Here is a 17402-nt window from a genome sequence, read left to right as displayed (position 1 = left end):
GAAAGAGATAAGTCTAATTCTTTTTTTAGTTTATTCGCTAAACTAAATAACTCAACCTCAAGAAAGGAGAAACTGGATTGTCAACAGTAAATCAGACAGCATTTTTAAGGGCTGCATGGCGATACTGAACCGGTGTCATGTATCCTAGTGTTCCATGAATCCGATGCTTGTTAAACCAGTTAACATAATCGTATAATTCCAGTTCCAGATGACGAAGACTCTGGAAGTTCATCTGGTTCACGAACTCTGTTTTCATAATCTTGTAGGTCGCTTCCGCCACAGCGTTGTCGTAGGGGCAGCCTTTCATGCTCAGGGATCGGCCAATTTCAAATGTCTCCAAAAGTGCATCCATCTTTTGATTTTTAAACTCACTGCCACGGTCGGTATGGAACCATTGAATCTGAGATAAATCACCCTGAACCGTTGCAAAGGCACGAGAAACCAACACGGCATCCTTATGAGGGCCTACACTATGGCCGATGATCTCTCGATTGAACAGGTCGATAAGTACACAAATGTAATGCCACCGGTTCTGAACTTTCACATACGTCAGATCGCTGACAACGACTCGTTTAGCCTCCGTTTGATCGAATTCGCGATTCAGCGTATTGGCTGTAGACGCTTCATTACACGCGGACTTAAGGGGTTTATATTGCGACACGGTGTACGTAGAAACAAGTCCCTGCTCTTTCATGATCCGGCCAATTCGACGTCTGGAGACGACGAAACCACGTTCCTGGAGCTTGACTTTAATCTTGCGTGTACCGTAAGCTTTTCGATTCTTATGGAAAATGTCCGCAATCGCTTCGGCGACATCGTCTTCGCTCGTTTGTTCTTTCGCTTCATAGTAAAACGTACTTCTTGCGATTTGCAGGACGTCGCACATTGCTGATACCGAGTATTTATCACGGTTGTTCTGGATGATAGCTACTTTCGTCCCATGATCAGCGCGGCTTGCTTTAAAATATCCACCTCCATTTTCAGACGCTGGTTCTCCTTTCGCAAGGCAATCAGCTCATTGTCTTCGGAGGAGCGATTGTCCTTCTCCTTGAAGGAACCCGTTGTTTGGGCTTGTTTGATCCAGCGGTCTAAAGCGGAGGCTGTGAGGTCATATTCCTCCACGATCGCTGCTCTGGATTTTCCGTTTTCATAGAGTTCTACCATTTGTTTTTTGAATTCTGCTGTAAAGGTACGTCGTTGTTGTTTTGGCATTGTAGAGATCCGCTCCTTAGGATGATAGGTTTATTCTACAAGCCCTCATTTTTATTGTCCAACTAAGTGTAGACGATCCAAACACTTAATAAAGAGAGTAACTCTTAATAAATTTGGAAAAACATCCTCTAATCTATTTATCTCATTTCCATATTCTTTAACATAGATACTAAACGATGCATCATCATCTATGTCTGCTGTCTGTTTCTCGAATTCATTCTCTTTACCCTCTAGAGAAGCTTGTAAAAATTCTTCAATTTTTAATGAGTATGCTCTGTAAGCATTTAATTCTTCCTTGATAAACATAAAATATAAGCGGATGTCTCTTTTACTTTTTAATTTTTTGAATGGTTTCAATTGTTTACTCCTTCATTCACAAGAATTTCTGATAACGTTTCTGTATCTACGAACCCGAGAGGCTTAAGGCGCATCGCGCAGTGTCCAACGGACTTAGCCTCGTAGGGTTGTCTGCTGATCCATTTCTCCGGACAACTTCGAGCAGATCAAGGGGGGGCTTGTCCCCCGCAGCGTAGATATTATATTATAAGATGTTCGGGCCATCCTGATTAACTAAATAATCTTTCGTTCATCATATCTTTATAGGTAATTTTTCTTTTATATTTATTTGCAATATTAAACAATACAGATTCGAACACTAATTCTTTCTCATCTTTATCATATACATCAAAAAGGTATGAAGGGAGAGAACCATTCATTAGTAGTTCTTCAAAGTATCTCTCCCCTAAAGGATGAAAATCATATAAGTATGAATAGATCTTCTCAAATTCATACCCGTAAGCATTCCATGTCCAATGTATTAAATTGACATCTTTCATTTCCTCTATTGCTGATTTAATAATTGTAATTTGTTCAATGAGATGATTTTTATAACTCAGTACTATGTTATTTATTAAAGTCTCACTTGTATTTTCTTTGGCATTTAATAATCTGCGAATATGATCCAGCTCCTCAGAATAGCCATAACCCTCACCGAACCTATATTCGTTTTCCCTTATCAGAATTTCTATTTGCATTGTAGGGGCATTATTCAGATGAATTAATTTATTGACATTGTTATTATGATGTTCGTTTAGATAAAACTCGACTTTTTGAATTAGTACCTCTAATAGCCTATATCTTTTCTCTGCATACTCGTTGATGTCACTAATTCTTAATCCAAATTCATTTAAGTTATCCCTTTCTGGATTATTACTATATAGATAGACAATGTAATCATTATCCTTCATTACTCCTTTAGCGGGCCAACTGGCATAAAATCTCTCACCATCTTCTTTCTTTATTCCATCAAGACTATCTAAATTTACTTGATGAGTACCGAAGACAGCCCGAATATGTTTAAAAAATCTATCATCACTGATTTTTCTTTGCTTGAAGATTGAATGATCATTTTTTAATGGATAGCTTTTATTTGAGTCAAGCACTCGAAATAATTGCATTATTGCTTCAACCATAATATCTATGGCAACGATATATTGCATCAAGTTCATTGAATCTAAGTGATTAGTACCAAGCCCATTTTTGTATTTAAGCTCTATTGCTGGTAATCCTTCAGTAGTGACATCTATCCAGTCCATACAGGAACAAATAATATTCCAATGATTTTTACCACCTATATTTTTATATACAGAACGAAAAATAGATTTTTCATTCACCTTATTTCTGAATTTATGAATAAGTGAAGAATCAAGATTTATCGACAATTGATCACCTTTTTCATTTAGTATCTGATTGAATTTCGCCCGAATTTCTTATAACGTTGTTGTATCTACGAACCCGAAAGGCTTAAGGGAGCGCACGCGACCGGGTCAGACGGACTTTGCCTCGCAGGGTTGTTCGCAGAGTCCATTACTACGCCTACACTTCTTGCGAACCAAGGGCGTAGCCCACAGCGTAGATACGGTGTTAGGCGATGCCGCCTTGAATATACCCACAATACTTATTTACTGCTGTATTTTCCTTTGCCTTTAGCATTTATATAATGTCCTTCTTTTGTTTCAATTGCAATATTCTCTGATGTTTCTAGTCCCTTAATTTTATATAGTTTTGTTCCTACCTGATATTTATTTGAAAATCCATCTGAGTAAATGCCCTCATAATCAGAGTACTGTTTTATTTCCCCTATCGCTTCCTCAATTTCACTATTATTTACTTCTTCATTTAGCACTTCATATATGTCCCCGTTCCAGACAACAAAGTTATAAGCCCAGTCGGCTGAACTCCCCTCAGAGCTTGGACTTTCTTGAGATCTACATCCTGAAATCATAATAAATAGAAGTATAAAACACAAAAGAATTCGTTTGTTTTTCATACTAATTCACCTCTCATGTTTATCTACTTGGCGATTTCGCCTAACTCCAAATCTATGCACTTCGCTAATACTACCATAATATGAATATTACTGTATTTCGTAAACACCTGAATAGTTGCAGAATTAGCGAAGCTAATCCATTAACGAAAAGCTACTCCATATTTCAAACATTCAAAATCTGGTCCTACCTCATCCTACATGTCCAGCGGACTTCGTATTCTCCGTGCATCTTTTAGAGTAACGTGTGTATATCGTCGACTGCTCTCGTGCCCCAGTAGCTCCTGAATGTAACGCAAGTCCGTGCCTGCTTCTTGCAAATGGGTCGCAAAAAGAATGCCGTAGTGTGTGCAGGCTGGCCTTTTTTTGCAAGTTGGATTGCAGCAGTGCTTGTTCAAACACCTTCTGTACCGTTCTTTCCGTTATGTGTTTTTCTGTGGTTTGGCCGGGAAACAGCCATTTCTGAGGAGTGTGTTGTTCAATGAATTTCTGAAGAACATCAAGCGCAGATTGCGAAAGTATAGTATAACGGTCCTTTCTTCCTTTTGCCTGCCTGACTTTGACTAAATAACGATCCACGTCGATGTCTCCTGGTTTTAAACGAACCACCTCACTAACCCGTAGGCCGGAGGAATACGTCAGATACAATATGGCCTTATGTTTCAGGTTGTGTACGTGTCCCAACACCAGCCGCACTTCTCTAGGGATAGCACGTTTGGTAATTTCCCCTCCTTCTTTGGTCTCACATATGCATCACCTGCCAGGGGTTCGCCAAGAACATGTATTGTATAGAATTTCAATGCGCTAACAGCTTGATTGACATACGCATGCGAATAATGATTACTGAGCAGATACAGCAGATATTGTTGAATACAGATTGCATTTCCAACAGGCGTCACGTGTTCCTCTGCATATTGAACATAGCGACGAACATGCCCAAAATAGGTTTTGATGGTTCGCCTGCTGTAACCTTTCAACATTAAAACCTCTTTCATTCGCTGTTGCTCTTTCGCAATCCCACCGTACATGCTGGTGAGCGCCTAGCGGTTCGGCTTGGGATCGAACCCTATTCTCAATTACCGTTTCATTTGTATGGCTGCCAGCCGTCACACTTTTCTCGTATAACTCTTGAATATCGGTGAGGGCCGAATCGATCGAAAATGCCAAGTGTCGATCATCCCATCGGGTTATTACCATTTCCACCCTATCCTCCTCCTTCAAAATCTCCTCAAATCCACCCCTACACAAAAAAGACCCACAGCCCATCATATCCATGACCGGGCTGCAGGCCTTCCGTGCTTCGAAGCCTCTGCTTATCTATATAAGTTGAACTATTGTTTGGATGCGATAGGGCAGCCGTGTGAAATGTTCTTACGATCGCTGTTGTTCCCGGATTTCTTTTGATTGTATTAATTCAAAATCAATAGAAATCCGCTCACAAAGTCGACCACTACCGTTTCTTCAGAATCATTTTCCACTCTTCCTGACTCGCTCCTTTCTCTAGTTCATCTTATTTAGCTTACATGATGATCAAAATAGCTTTCCCATTTACGAAGGAAACGATATTGAAATTGGAATATCCCCAGGTTTCAATCGTTTTTCCGCCGCCGGAGGTTATGTCTTTGGCAGCCGGGTTGCCCCATGACAGCTGTACCTGCTCCTTCGTCATGCCGAGGGAAACCTGTCCGGCCTTAATCTGCTTCCAGATGGACGCGGACCATTTGTATTTTTTATAAGGGTCGTAAGTTAATAATGAGGAACGGTCTGCAAACAGCTGCGTCACTTCCGAAGAACGCATTGGATAGCTTTTTACCGTCTTCCCTGATGCCGTCTTGAAGATGACGTTGAATTCACCCTTGTCGTCAGGCAAAATGTCGGTTACCGTCAATTTTGAGAAGCGTTCCAGGTCCTCGAATTCGTTCACCCAATACGTACGACCGATGAACTTAACCAAATTGCCCTGCATCGCTTTTTTGATCAATCCAGCCGTTTCGCTGGAAACCACGGTCAGGGTCGCATCCTTGCCAAGGGAGATATGCGCTTGCTTCCACTTGGCATCCCAGGTAGTTTTAGCCCCCAGCGCGTCGGATAATACCGAGGCCGGGATGAGCAGCTCGCCCTTGTCGTTCATGGGCGCAGCTTTGAGACGGATGGAGCTTTCATTCAGCTTGGCCTGGCTGCTGCCTGCTTTGAACGAGAGCACGGTCTGTCCGAACTTCGCCTCCACGCCTCCGCTTTTGGCCGAATAGGTTCCGCCCAATGCCTGGATTACGGATTTCGCCGGAACCATGACATTGCCATTGACCTGTTTCGCGTATTTCAAATTGTTACGCAGGCTGGACGACACCGTTACCGATTTGGACTGGCCGCCCGATGTTACCGTAATCTGCGTCTTGCCGACTCCGGCAGATTTCAACGTGCCGTTCTTCTGCACGCTCAACAAATACGGCTTCTCGATCTCGATGCTTGCATCTTTAACCGGCACCTTGATCTTGGCCCCGTTGGTGTAGTTCTCCTGGATGCTCACTTCCAGCGACTCTCCTACATAAGGGGTCGCATTGGATATCGCAACGGATAAACTTTTAACCACCGGTACATCCACATTCTTGTTCTGCCCATCCTTATGGTGTACCCAGCTACCGTCACTTCGCTGCGCATAGAAGCCTTCCGACAAATCCTTCGCATTCCCGTAAATGGATGTCCTTACGATCCCGCTAAGCCCCGAGATCTGCTCCTTGAGCTTCCAGCGGTCTTTATACGTTCCGGTGGTCCACACGGTTCCGTCCTGGAGTGTCACGATCAGAAGATCCGTCGGTTCATTCGATACATAAACGATATGAGCTGCCTGTTGAGCCACGGTAACCGGGATGATCCGCCCGTTATCGTCGAAGTTGGACGTCTCATATACAACCACGTCACCGTTATCATGCAGCAGGGCAACGCGTCCGCTGTGTACGGTCATGGATTTAACGGAAGCCGGGCTTTCCACGATTCCTAGCTTTTTAAATTGATCGTTCTTGTAGTTATCCTCGAGCAGCAGCTCTCCGCTTGAGGACAATGCAGCCAGCTCCTGATCCGCATTGGCAATCAGCCGAATGCCGCTGAGATTGTTTACTTTTACATTGCCGCTCCATACGGTACCATCCGACTTCAGCCAGTAGGAACCCGAAATCTGCTTCACGCCGCTTGTACCCGGAACGACCTGGGGTCCCTTGCCGATGCCCCATTCCACTAAGCGGCCATCCTGCGTCATCCCGATGCCCCCGTACTCATAACCGCTAATGGCTGCGACACTACCTGGCGTACGAATGCTATGGCGCCCGTCAATCAGGGACCACATGGAGCCGTCACTCATCAGATAGGTATTCTTTCCCGCAATGTCTTTGATCTGGAGCTCGGCCCCTTCGGCAGAGACGCTGCCTTGGTTCGTCCCCGCCAATCCGAGTCCCACCAGCAAGCTGAACAAAACGAGAACATACAACGTTCTTTTCACTTCCATGACCTCTCTTCACTGTCTAAATAGGAATATTTTTCTAACAACCTCGATTGATTTCGACAAAATAGGTATAAATTCCTGCATGAAACAGCGGGACATTAATTAAAAAGTACCAAAAAAATAACGCTCCCTTTTGGGGCGTTTTGCAGATTACGCAAGATGCATGTGGGAAAGTCTGCATGTGTTCGAAATAAGCCCACTAACTAGAAAGTCCGGAACAAAAAAGGGACGCAGTCCCATCCAGTATTCGATTCGCATTCAAGCTAAACGAAAAAGCCAGCCACCGGTTAGATACCGGCGACTGGCTGCTTAAATGTGACGATAGTCTTTGTTTACTTAATAAGGGAGCATGCCGAAATCGGCTGCTTGTTCCATCATTTATAATAGCGAGGTTGCGAACTTCATCTCGGGAAAGCGGCTATCCGGTCCTTTCATTAAGTTTCCACCTTCATTTTTCAGATGCATGTCGAAGAAATCCAGCATATAGGCATTAATGACGGAGCTCGCTCTTTCGGGTGAAATTTTTCCTGTAATGCCTAGTATTTTGAAAATAGGAGAAATGAACTGGACATCGGTAAAATTCAAATGCTCCGCATTGTCGATATAGAGGACTTGTCCCCCTTCGCCGACCGTTTCGCGCATCCGTTTAAGCTCCAGCTTTTTATCTTCCGTTACTTGATCCATCCACTCTCTTGTTGAGCCCATACGGTCAAGCTCTGCATCCGTGTAAACCCGGTCATCCCTCACCATTTTTAATCGTTCATATTCGGTTTCCGAGTGGATGAATAAAAACGGCTTTTTCAGCCCCTCTCTGTCACGCAGGCGGTAAAGCCCTCCGTCCAAGTTTATCCCAGCCGTGATTCGCGGATCGAAAGCAGCGTCATAGGCCGTCGCTCCGCCGATGGAATGACCAAACACCCCGACATGCTTGAGATCCATTTTCCCTTTAAAACGACTTGGAATCTGGCCCGATTGGATAAGCTCGAACTGGTCCAGCACAAAGGCCACATCGTCTGTTAAAACTTTTCCCAATTTGTCGCGATTTCCGCTTTCGGTTCGGTAATCGTGGTCGGGCGAAAATAAGTCGTTGGTTGTGCTGGTCGTAATTCGACCGTCCGGAAACTCTGTTGCAAATGTATTGAAGGTATGGTCGATCACGGCGACGATATATCCGTGACTCGCGAGATTTTCGGCTTGCGACGTATGGAGGAACCTGGAGGAGCCAAAGCCGGGATTCGCAAGGATCAGCGGGTATGTAGTCTGTGCTGAAGAGACTTCGGCCTCGGAATAAGCATGACTGGATACGTACTTCAAGTGTTGAAAAGTAAACCCGGGAAGGCCGTAGTTCGCCGCCATGTAACTTAGAATCCGGGTATCAGGGATAAAAGGAGCGTACTGCCCGGTGCCGGCTTGAGCCGGATACCATACCTGAACCATCAATTCCCTCTTCCCTGTCGCGGTTGTGCCGAATGTCTCATCTCGACTTGAATCGATGAAATGAAAGACTTGTGTACCTACCTTCAGCTCGCCAGTTGGCTCAGGAACGTTAAATACGGGAAACACAAATAGGAAGCATCCCGTTGCGATTAACCCAAACGCGATAAAGAGTCGGCCCAGCAGCCTACGGATTCGCGAAGCAGTCTGAACGGCTGCCGGTGCTTTGAAAGCGTCAATCAGTGAAAGAATAAGCATCAGGAGCGTAAATCCGTATAAAAACAATAGCTGAACCCTGTATCCTTCGACAAGCAAATGGATCACTACAAAAATGGAGCCTGCTCCGCTTGTCAGGAGCAAAGCTGATCTTCGGATACGTGGATTGACTACGAACTGGAATGCCAACAAACACGCACTCAAAAAGAATAGCAGTATTTCAAAAAACCTCACGCCAACTCCCCCTTAACAATAAATCCTATCCAGGGAGTATTTTAGAGGAACAGCCAGGTTGGTACCATTGATTTAGATGACATTTCCCTTACACGCTTGTAAGGATGCACGATGATGTGCGGGAAAGGCCCGGATCATCCATGGATTTTAACGCCGATGAGACGTTCTTTAGTCATTAAAATAACCCGCGCCAGGCGCGGGTTCCAATGGACGATTTCCTTGTCTATCGACAGTCTTGAATGCGTTCGACGAAATGCAGAGGTATCCACGTAGACAAGGATACGTATAAAGATCGGTATTTGATCGAATACATTCTTAATAAAACGAAAAATAATCGGCGCTTGGCAACCCGCAATGGCAAGACAGCGTTTCACGACCCTTCCCTAATCAAAATAAACCGTTTTTCCTGTTTCCGCCGATATATATACCGCTTCTAATATTTGCGAAACAATCATCGCTTCCCTCGGTTTAACCAGGGGCTCGGTATCGTTCACGATACTGTGAATCCATTGTTTGGCTTCATATTCGAAATCCGTTAATTCTTCTCCCCTGAACAGCTCTCTTGCATTCGGATTCACCTCGATTTTATTGAGGAACAAGCTTCCGTCCCGCTCGCCGTTGATCCGCAGTTCATTTTTGGCAAAATCCGCCCCGCCCTTCGTTCCGCACAGCAGGTTGCCGCCGCTCTCCGCAATGTTGAGGGCCCAGCTGGTTTCAATGATGACCGTTGCTCCATTTTTAAATTTCACATACCCGAACGCCGAATCTTCGACCTCGAATTCGCTCGGATCCCAGGATCCCCATTCGTTCGCGGCATTTTCGGTAAACTTCAGCTTATGGAAGGTACTACCGACGACGCTCTCCGGCTCATAGTTATCCATCAGCCACAGGATCAGATCCAGGGAGTGGGTTCCAATATCGATCATCGGACCGCCCCCCTGCTTCTCTTTATCCAGAAACACGCCCCAGGTAGGCACGCCTCGTCTTCGGGTAGCGACCGCTTTGGCAAAATAGATATCCCCAAGCTCCCCGTCGGCGATCATCTTCTTTAGCAGCTGGCTCTTGGCGTTGGAACGGTTCTGGTATCCGACGGTGAGCTTCTTGCCTGTTCGCAAGTGGGCTTCGTACATCGCTTTGGCCTCGGCACCTGTGACGGCCATCGGTTTTTCGCACATGACATGCTTGCCGCTTTCAAGCGCATCAATGGAAATTGCCGCGTGCGAGCTGTTCGGTGTTAGCACATGAACAACCTCAATTTCCTCCATCGCCAGTAGATCCTTGTAATCTGTAAACACCTTTGCGTCCGGCGTGCCGTATTTTTTGGCGGCTTCCTCGGCTCGTTCCGGCTTCAAGTCGCAGAAGGCCACCATCTGTACGTTATCTAACTTGGACAAGCACGGCATATGCTTCCCGCCTGCAATCATTCCGCAGCCGATAATCCCGACTTTTACGGTTCTCATGGAATCCCCTCCCCGCGTTATTTGAACTCCACCGTTCGGTTTTCCTTATGTGCGATATATGCCGCTTCCAGCAGCTCCGTCAATTTCGTCCCGTCCTCCAGTCCGAAGGGCATCGGCTTGTCATCAAGCAACGCATCCGCCCATTGGATGATCGGAAGCGGCTGCTCTTTAGGGAGCTGAGTCGGTGAGATCCATCCCGAAAAAGGTAGCTCGAGCTTCTTCGAGATGATTCGAACGGAATCATCCGAGATCATCAAGGTGCCCTCCGTACCGTAAATCTCAAGGGCCGAAGGGGTCCTGTACGTCACAAGGCTCGTTTCGACCAATGCGACCGCGTTGTTGACGAACTCAATGGAGCACTGCGCGTTATCCTCTACTGCCCGATGGGTGAAGTAATGGAACATGGATGTGATTCTTTTGGGCTGACCCAACATCCAACTGGCTAAGTACATCGGATGACATCCCAAATCCATCATGGCTCCGCCCCCGGTTTGCTTCTCATCATACCAGTAGTCGGGTAGCCAATTATTCAGAGCACCGTCGTGGCCGTTTCGAATGCGCAAAAGCGTCACGTCCCCTAATACATGGTCATCGATCAGCTGCTTCGCAAACAATTGGTGCGGCCTTGTACGGGCGGGAAAAGAAATGCAGAACTTGACGCCTGCTTTGTGTACCGCGGCAGAAATCCGATTGCATTCTTCAACAGTAAGAGCCATCGCTTTCTCGGTAAAAATATGCTTGCCGGCCTCCGCGGCAGCGACCATGACGTCGGCGTGCATGCTTGTAGGGGCATCCACCACAACGCCGTCGATGTCTTCCCGCCGCAGCAGCGTATCCAAATCCGCTTCAAAATCCGCTCCCAATCGGGCAGCCCATTCCCTTCCGCGTTCAGGCTGTTCGTCCCAGACGGCCGCGAGCTTCACGTTACCGTGAGATTGCAGCTTTCTTGCATAATCCTCTGCATGCACATGCCACTTACTTAGCATCGCAACGTTCAACATGCTTCTTCCCTCCGTAACCGTTTATATTTTTTCACCGAATTTTACACACTCAAAGGGAGGCGGCGATATAAACAAGGTTAAGAAAGTGATTGGGGATGGAGCGGCACCATCCACACCATCCCGCAATCTTCCTTCATTAGAACCCTACATCATCCCGTTCCGCAGCTTTTTGAGCCACGAACTCCGCCATTTCCTCCACGCCGGCCGCTCTGAATTTTTCCTGAACACTATGAAGCATATTTAGAGCCTCTTCATCGGACGCCGCAAAAAAGGCCTTCTTAAATTCCTCATCAAAATTCAAACTGCTGGTTTTATCGATATATTCCTGATATTTAGGCCACTCTCTTGCAAGGTAGCTCGCGCTTACTTTATCTATGATTTTGATCGGCATTCTTGCTGAGAAGCTCTCCTCCAGCTTTTGCCACTCGGTTTTTTGATCCTCAGGCGTAGGCCAAGTGACTTCCGAGGAGAAGGCCCCGATAAATCTTCCCGGAAGATAATTGAGCCCTGCGTCTCTTTTCAGATCCGGGTTGTCATCGAATTGCTTTTTCACATCCGGAATCCATTGGGGGACCCCGTTTTCCATGGTATAGTGCGTTCCTTCGATGCCGAAATACGCAAGCAACCGGCCCTCTTCGCTGTTGACATAATCAATGTACCGCAATGCCGCATCGGGATCTTTGATGTCCGCGCTTAAGAACAGGACAGGGAACCCGGAACGGCCCGGCTTTTCCACTTGCGTTCGAATGTTTCCGCTCTTGTTCTTCATCGGTCCAAGCAGCTCATATTGCATTTCCGGATTCGTCTTATACAGCGTTTTTTGTAAATCCGCCAGCATCGGCTGGGCTCCGAATACGGCAAGCTTGCCGGTCGTCAGCTTTTCATTCGCCGTTGTGCTCGTATTGTTAAAGGCTTCAAGATCGAACAAACCTTCCGTTATTAATTTTCTCATGTATAACAGTCTGGCTTCATGATCCTTGGATTGCGTCCAGTGGATCAGTTTTCCGTCGACTTCACGGTAGTCCGAAATCGTGTAATCCGTCCACCCGGCAAGGAATTGGCCGTAATCCCATCCATTCCACATGGTTCCGGCCGGGATAACCGGCTTTCCGCCAATATCCTTGAAACCGCCATCCCGGATCTTGACCAATAGCTCATATAGCTCTTCCTGCGTATCAATATCCTCCGCTTTCACATTTAAGGCTTTCAGGATATCTCCCCTGGCAAACAGGCCGTAGTTCCAATTATGAATGCTCTCCGGGGTTCCGTCCGGGGTCTCCGTAGGAATGAGATATGTCTTGCCCTCAAATTCGGGGCTGTTGAGATCGAACTCGGCAAAATCCTTCGCAATCCCGGTCGTCACAAGTCTTTTTACATTCGGGTATTTATCGAGATAAGGGGTTAAATCCAGAAGCTGTCCTTCCGTGGCCGCCTTCTTGATGACTTGTCCTTCTCCTCCTGTCGTAGACCAGAAAGGTGCGTTTACGATATCCGGAACCGTACCGGAAGCAAAGATGGTGTTCAGTTTCTCGACTTCGCTCGTTGTAATGGATTCAAGTTTTAATGTGACCCCGGTTTTCTCCCTGATCTGCCCGGCAACGGGATTATTCTCCTGGTCCTGCGGGAAACCGGCTCCGCCGCCATTCCAGGCACTGAGGAAAGTCAAGGTGACCGGCTTTATTTCTTCAGTCCCTGACTCTTTTGGACCCGGTTCATTCGTGCCTGCTTCCTCTTTTCCGCCCGTTCCTGTGCATGCCGTCATTGTCATGAAAAGCAGCAAAGCGATTAGTGCCATGCCAAGAACACTCCTGCGCTTGTTCTTTCTCATCCTACAATCCCCTTCCATTGGAAGTTTTATATAAGAGGCTTTGCCTTTTATACCAACTACTCCTTAAGAGAACCGACCAACACGCCTTTGACAAAATATTTCTGAAGAAATGGATACACACAGATGATCGGGGTCGTAATAATGATGACGAACGTCATCCTCAAGGCTTCCGGCGTTACGCCTCGCAGCTCCATCTGGGTTTCGGTCATGTTCTGAATCGCAGATCCGCTATTTCCCGACGACGACGTCATCGACTGGAAGGACGCTTCGCTGATCATCTTGTTCAGGAACGTGGCGGCAGGCTGCAGGTTCTCATTCTGTATGAAAAACTGCCCGGTAAACCAGTCATTCCACACGCCCACCCCGACAAACAGGGCAATGGTAGCAAGCACCGGCATCGAGAGAGGCAGGATGATTCTTGCAAATACGGACAACTCGCTTGCTCCGTCGATTCGGGCCGATTCCGAGAGCCCCTCCGGGATCCCGTCAAAGAAGGTTTTCATAATAATCGCATTGAAGAAATTGTATAGCGAGGGCAGCACCAGCACCCAAAACGTATCCAGGATGTGGATTTGCCGGAACAGGATAAACGTCGGGATAAGCCCTCCGCTGAACAACGTGGTGAAGAAAAAGAAGAATACGATATATTTTCTTCCGGGCAGCCCTTTCCGCGAAAGCGCGTAGGCTAATAAGGCCGTCAGAAATACGGAGACTACCGTTACGACAACGGTTCGGGTAATGGAAATGAAGAACGAATTCAAGATCAATGAGTTGCTGAACGCTTTCGCATAGTTTTCTAATGTAAACACTCTAGGAAAAAAATAGATTCCGCCCTTCATCGCATCGTAGCCGTCATTGAAAGATAGGGCCAGGAAATAGATAAATGGATATAGCGCCGTAGCGCAGAATAAAAACAGCACCGTATAGTTGAGCGTCATGTACATTTTATCTGCCGGCGTCAGCCTCCTCGCACCCATACACACACCTCCTTATCTTGAGTGCCAGCCTATTACCATAGCGATACGTTACTCACACGTCTGGATATATTGTTGACAGCCACAATGAGCAGCAGCGAAATCGCGGACTTGAATAATCCTATCGCCGTGGAATAGGCGAGTTGCCCCTGCTGGAGGCCGGTTTTTAAGACATAGGTGTCCAAGATCTCCGAGACGCTTAAGGTTGCCGGGGACTGCATCAGCCAGATTTGGTCAAAGCCGGCGTTCAGGATTCCGCTGAGGGAGAAGATCAGCAGTATGCCAATCGTAGGAGTAAGACATGGCAGCGTGATTTTAAATAGCTTGCTCCACCTTCCAGCCCCGTCGATTTCGGCTGCTTCATACAAATGCGGATCGATATTCGTTAACGCGGCTAAATAAATGATCGAACCCCAGCCTACACCCTTCCAGATGTCGGAGATGATAACCAAGGGATAGAATAATTCCGGCTTTCCCATAAAAAAGATCGGATCCAAACCCATTTGGAATCGAATGTCATTGATAAGCCCTACGTTCGGAGACAGGATTTTTTGAAGCAAGGTCACGACAACGACCCACGACACGAAGTGCGGCAGATAGGAAATCGTCTGAAACACTCTTTTGATTCTTTTGTGCATGACGGCATTGAGCATTAAGGCCAGGATCAATGGCGCCGGAAATCCGAAAATAAGTTTCAGGGCGCTAATGGATAACGTATTTCGGAGCACATCGTAAAAGCTGGAATCGTTCAAAAACTGTTCGAAATATTTAAAGCCTGCCCACGGACTCCCCAAGATCCCCAGATTGAATTTGAAGTCTTTGAATGCGATTAAGATGCCGTACATCGGATAATAGGCAAACACCAGAAACCAGATAATCGCAGGAAGCAAAAATAAATAGATGTGCCTGAATTGCCAGATTTTAGAGAGCTTCTTATTCTTTTTTAATTGCTCAAATCCAGGGATAACAGCACCTTTGAGTACCACTCTCCGAACACCTCCTCTACCTTCGTCGGATCGGATGGTTACGAATCCATTCCCGATCGATTGGGAATAGAGCCAATGTCATTGGCTTCGATTTTCGATTATATATATCGACTGCCCCCCTCCTTACTGCAAGCGGTTTCATTAAACGTTAGTTTAAATATATTCAATATACTGTTGGAATCATTCCATAATTTCTTCATTCCGGTAAAAGTATTTTTTGGCCGATAAAATACGGGTGGTTTCGTTGATTAATAATCGGGGGTTACATCAAAAAGAAGCTGCTGGTGGCCTAGAGTGACCTCCTGTTCTTTAGGTTATTGAGAAATGGGGGGGGCTCCTTCTCCACCTTTCAGGCATTCCTTAAGCGAAGGCACATTATATTCAATATATCCACATGAAATTGTGTGATCAAAAATGTGGTACGAAGTCAAACAGACTGGACATGGTTGGGAGGGCTTCTGCTGAATTTCTTTATGGAGCTAGGACTTCTTATGGGAGGATTTCATGGGATGGAGTTGCAGATGACCTAGTAGAAGAGTCCGGAGAGCCGTCGCTTCCATGGTCAGATTCGATCGAAAGCGCGTCGGACTCGTAATTAGGTTCCTTTTATATAGAGGAAACGGGGGTTGATATCACAAAGCGGAGAAGACGTTTGTTCCCGTCGTCTCGCCAATCACCAATTCCGGCTCCACGAGGGTTTTGAAATATTTTCCTTGATGTCCGTCATCACCGTTAATGACCTCAAGCAGGGTATAGGCCGCTCGGTAGCCCATGTCCCGTTCAAACTGTTTAACATGCGTAAACGTGCTGTAGCCTTCGATGATGGAAGTCGGATCGTCAAAGCTGATGATGGAAATGTCCTCCGGCACCTTCAATCCAACCTGACGCGCAATCTGGTAGATTTTTACGGCAAGACTTCCATTTAGCGTAATATAGGCCGTTGCCATCCGGTTTTTGATATAGCGGTACAGCGGATGGGTTTCCGCTTGCTCCAGACTTCCGAGTTCAAAGCCGGTTACGATGTGGGCTGGGTTAATGAGTGCTCCCTTTTCCTTGAAGGCATTCATATATCCATCGATCCGCTCTTGGACGGTAACGGTTTGTATGGGCGAATCGGAGCAGATGGCGATTTCACGGTGCCCCAGCTCCCACAGGTAATTGACCGCCATGTTAGCGCCGAGCCTGCCGTCTGATGCTATATAGTGCGTTTCCACCCCGGGAAGATAACGGTCAATGAGAACAAACGGAAACCCCGCAAATTTCATGCTTAGGATTTCCTCGTTGAATAATTCCTCGTCAACCGGGAAGATCAATAAGCCTTCCACTCCGATGCTACTGCATGTCTTGATCGCTTCTTTTTCCTTATCAATATCGCCCTCCGACAAATAGATCACGCAGCGGTAATCGTTCTCGTTGAGTGCTTGCTGAATGCCTTGTATAAGCCGAATCGTAAAATAATCATAAATGCTGGGCAGAATCAGGCCTATTAGCCGCGTCCCCATTTCTCCGCTAGCTTTATCGACAGGCTTCACGGAGTTTATTGGAAAAGTCGCCGACATTTCAGGTTCAGGCTCACTTACAAAAGTCCCCTTCCCGGGCACCCTGGTTATGATTTTTTCGTTAACCAAGCCGGCCAGGGCATTCACAACCGTAATCTTGCTGACTCCGAAACGCTCCATGAGGTCTTTTTCCGTAGGAATACGGTCTCCAACCTTCAATACATTCGACGATATCAAGTCGCGTATATACTCTTGAACCCTCTGATACAAAGGCATTCTTTCCGTAGAGCTCAATCGAATCACCACATTTCATTGAATATGTTTAATATATACATTACGAATGGCGCAAGCGTTTTATTCCAATAATTGAAACAGCGGCAGCCATGGACGAGAAAATAAAGTCCTAGACTGCCGCTGTTTTTATTGAACTATCGTATTCGTTAGCTTGCGTGAGAAAATGCTTAAAAAAAGGCACCAGAGCCGTTTCAGCCTTACGTTATATATTTGAATCTATAATAAATGCCCGTTGTAATTAGTTTTGTCACTAAATTAGGTTTCAACAAGACCTACTTGTACGATCATAATGTCAGTAATAATAACATATCTTTCACTTTGCATTGATCAGTTTAATTGATACGGAGGAGGGGATTTTTACCACATAGATAGTCGAGATGTTTCTCTACTTATTAATTTGAAGCATTGTACCCCAATAGAGCTGCATCGGCTCTCCCACAAT

Annotated in this window: 14 protein-coding genes; all 14 read right to left on the bottom strand. The window is 46.1% G+C overall.

Annotation, left to right across the window (positions count from 1 at the left end; genetic code table 11):
- Positions 1–91 precede the first annotated feature (91 nt).
- The 14 genes from NSQ46_RS09405 to NSQ46_RS09340 all read right to left on the bottom strand — a co-directional run bounded on the left by NSQ46_RS09405 (position 92) and on the right by NSQ46_RS09340 (position 16942).
- A protein-coding gene (locus NSQ46_RS09405) for an IS3 family transposase (RefSeq protein ID WP_156124786.1) occupies positions 92–1212 on the bottom strand; the annotation gives its coding sequence in 2 pieces (ribosomal slippage) (positions 92–963 and positions 963–1212; 1122 coding nt in all).
- Between the two features lie 51 nt (positions 1213–1263).
- Positions 1264–1569 (bottom strand): hypothetical protein, encoded by a 306-nt coding sequence (locus NSQ46_RS09400; protein WP_342576684.1) that lies wholly within the window; start codon positions 1567–1569, stop codon positions 1264–1266.
- A gap of 209 nt (positions 1570–1778) precedes the next feature.
- The gene (locus NSQ46_RS09395; RefSeq protein ID WP_342576683.1) at positions 1779–2933 is read right to left on the bottom strand and encodes a hypothetical protein; all 1155 of its coding nucleotides are present in this window, start codon (positions 2931–2933) and stop codon (positions 1779–1781) included.
- A 236-nt stretch (positions 2934–3169) separates the two neighbouring features.
- Positions 3170–3541, bottom strand: coding sequence for a hypothetical protein (locus NSQ46_RS09390; RefSeq protein WP_342576682.1), 372 nt, complete (start codon positions 3539–3541; stop codon positions 3170–3172).
- Between the two features lie 189 nt (positions 3542–3730).
- On the bottom strand, positions 3731–4225 hold the full coding sequence (locus NSQ46_RS09385; protein ID WP_342576681.1) for a tyrosine-type recombinase/integrase: 495 nt from the start codon (positions 4223–4225) through the stop codon (positions 3731–3733).
- On the bottom strand, positions 4201–4566 hold the full coding sequence (locus NSQ46_RS09380) for a phage integrase N-terminal SAM-like domain-containing protein (protein ID WP_342576680.1): 366 nt from the start codon (positions 4564–4566) through the stop codon (positions 4201–4203). Before NSQ46_RS09380 ends, NSQ46_RS09385 begins: the two co-directional genes overlap by 25 nt.
- Before the next feature lie 491 nt (positions 4567–5057).
- Positions 5058–7037, bottom strand: a complete 1980-nt coding sequence (locus NSQ46_RS09375) for a stalk domain-containing protein (protein WP_342576679.1) — start codon at positions 7035–7037, stop codon at positions 5058–5060.
- Between the two features lie 375 nt (positions 7038–7412).
- The gene (locus NSQ46_RS09370) at positions 7413–8873 is read right to left on the bottom strand and encodes a dienelactone hydrolase (RefSeq protein WP_342576979.1); all 1461 of its coding nucleotides are present in this window, start codon (positions 8871–8873) and stop codon (positions 7413–7415) included.
- A 428-nt stretch (positions 8874–9301) separates the two neighbouring features.
- Positions 9302–10378, bottom strand: a complete 1077-nt coding sequence (locus NSQ46_RS09365) for a Gfo/Idh/MocA family oxidoreductase (RefSeq protein WP_342576678.1) — start codon at positions 10376–10378, stop codon at positions 9302–9304.
- A 17-nt stretch (positions 10379–10395) separates the two neighbouring features.
- Positions 10396–11379 carry a Gfo/Idh/MocA family oxidoreductase gene (locus tag NSQ46_RS09360; protein WP_340899951.1) on the bottom strand — a complete coding sequence of 328 codons (984 nt, stop codon included), beginning with the start codon at positions 11377–11379 and terminating at the stop codon, positions 10396–10398.
- Between the two features lie 136 nt (positions 11380–11515).
- A complete protein-coding gene (locus tag NSQ46_RS09355; protein WP_342576677.1) occupies positions 11516–13207 on the bottom strand; it encodes an extracellular solute-binding protein in 1692 nt (563 codons plus the stop codon).
- 56 nt (positions 13208–13263) lie between these two features.
- A complete protein-coding gene (locus NSQ46_RS09350) occupies positions 13264–14184 on the bottom strand; it encodes a carbohydrate ABC transporter permease (RefSeq protein ID WP_007127767.1) in 921 nt (306 codons plus the stop codon).
- Between the two features lie 32 nt (positions 14185–14216).
- Positions 14217–15167 carry an ABC transporter permease subunit gene (locus tag NSQ46_RS09345; RefSeq protein ID WP_341342249.1) on the bottom strand — a complete coding sequence of 317 codons (951 nt, stop codon included), beginning with the start codon at positions 15165–15167 and terminating at the stop codon, positions 14217–14219.
- A 632-nt stretch (positions 15168–15799) separates the two neighbouring features.
- Positions 15800–16942, bottom strand: coding sequence for a GntR family transcriptional regulator (locus NSQ46_RS09340; RefSeq protein ID WP_341342647.1), 1143 nt, complete (start codon positions 16940–16942; stop codon positions 15800–15802).
- Positions 16943–17402: the final 460 nt, after the last annotated feature.

It is taken from the genome of Paenibacillus sp. FSL M8-0142 (assembly GCF_038597315.1).
GTDB classification, from domain to species: Bacteria; Bacillota; Bacilli; order Paenibacillales; family Paenibacillaceae; genus Paenibacillus_AQ; species Paenibacillus_AQ lactis.
This window is presented reverse-complemented; position numbering and strand designations above follow the sequence as displayed.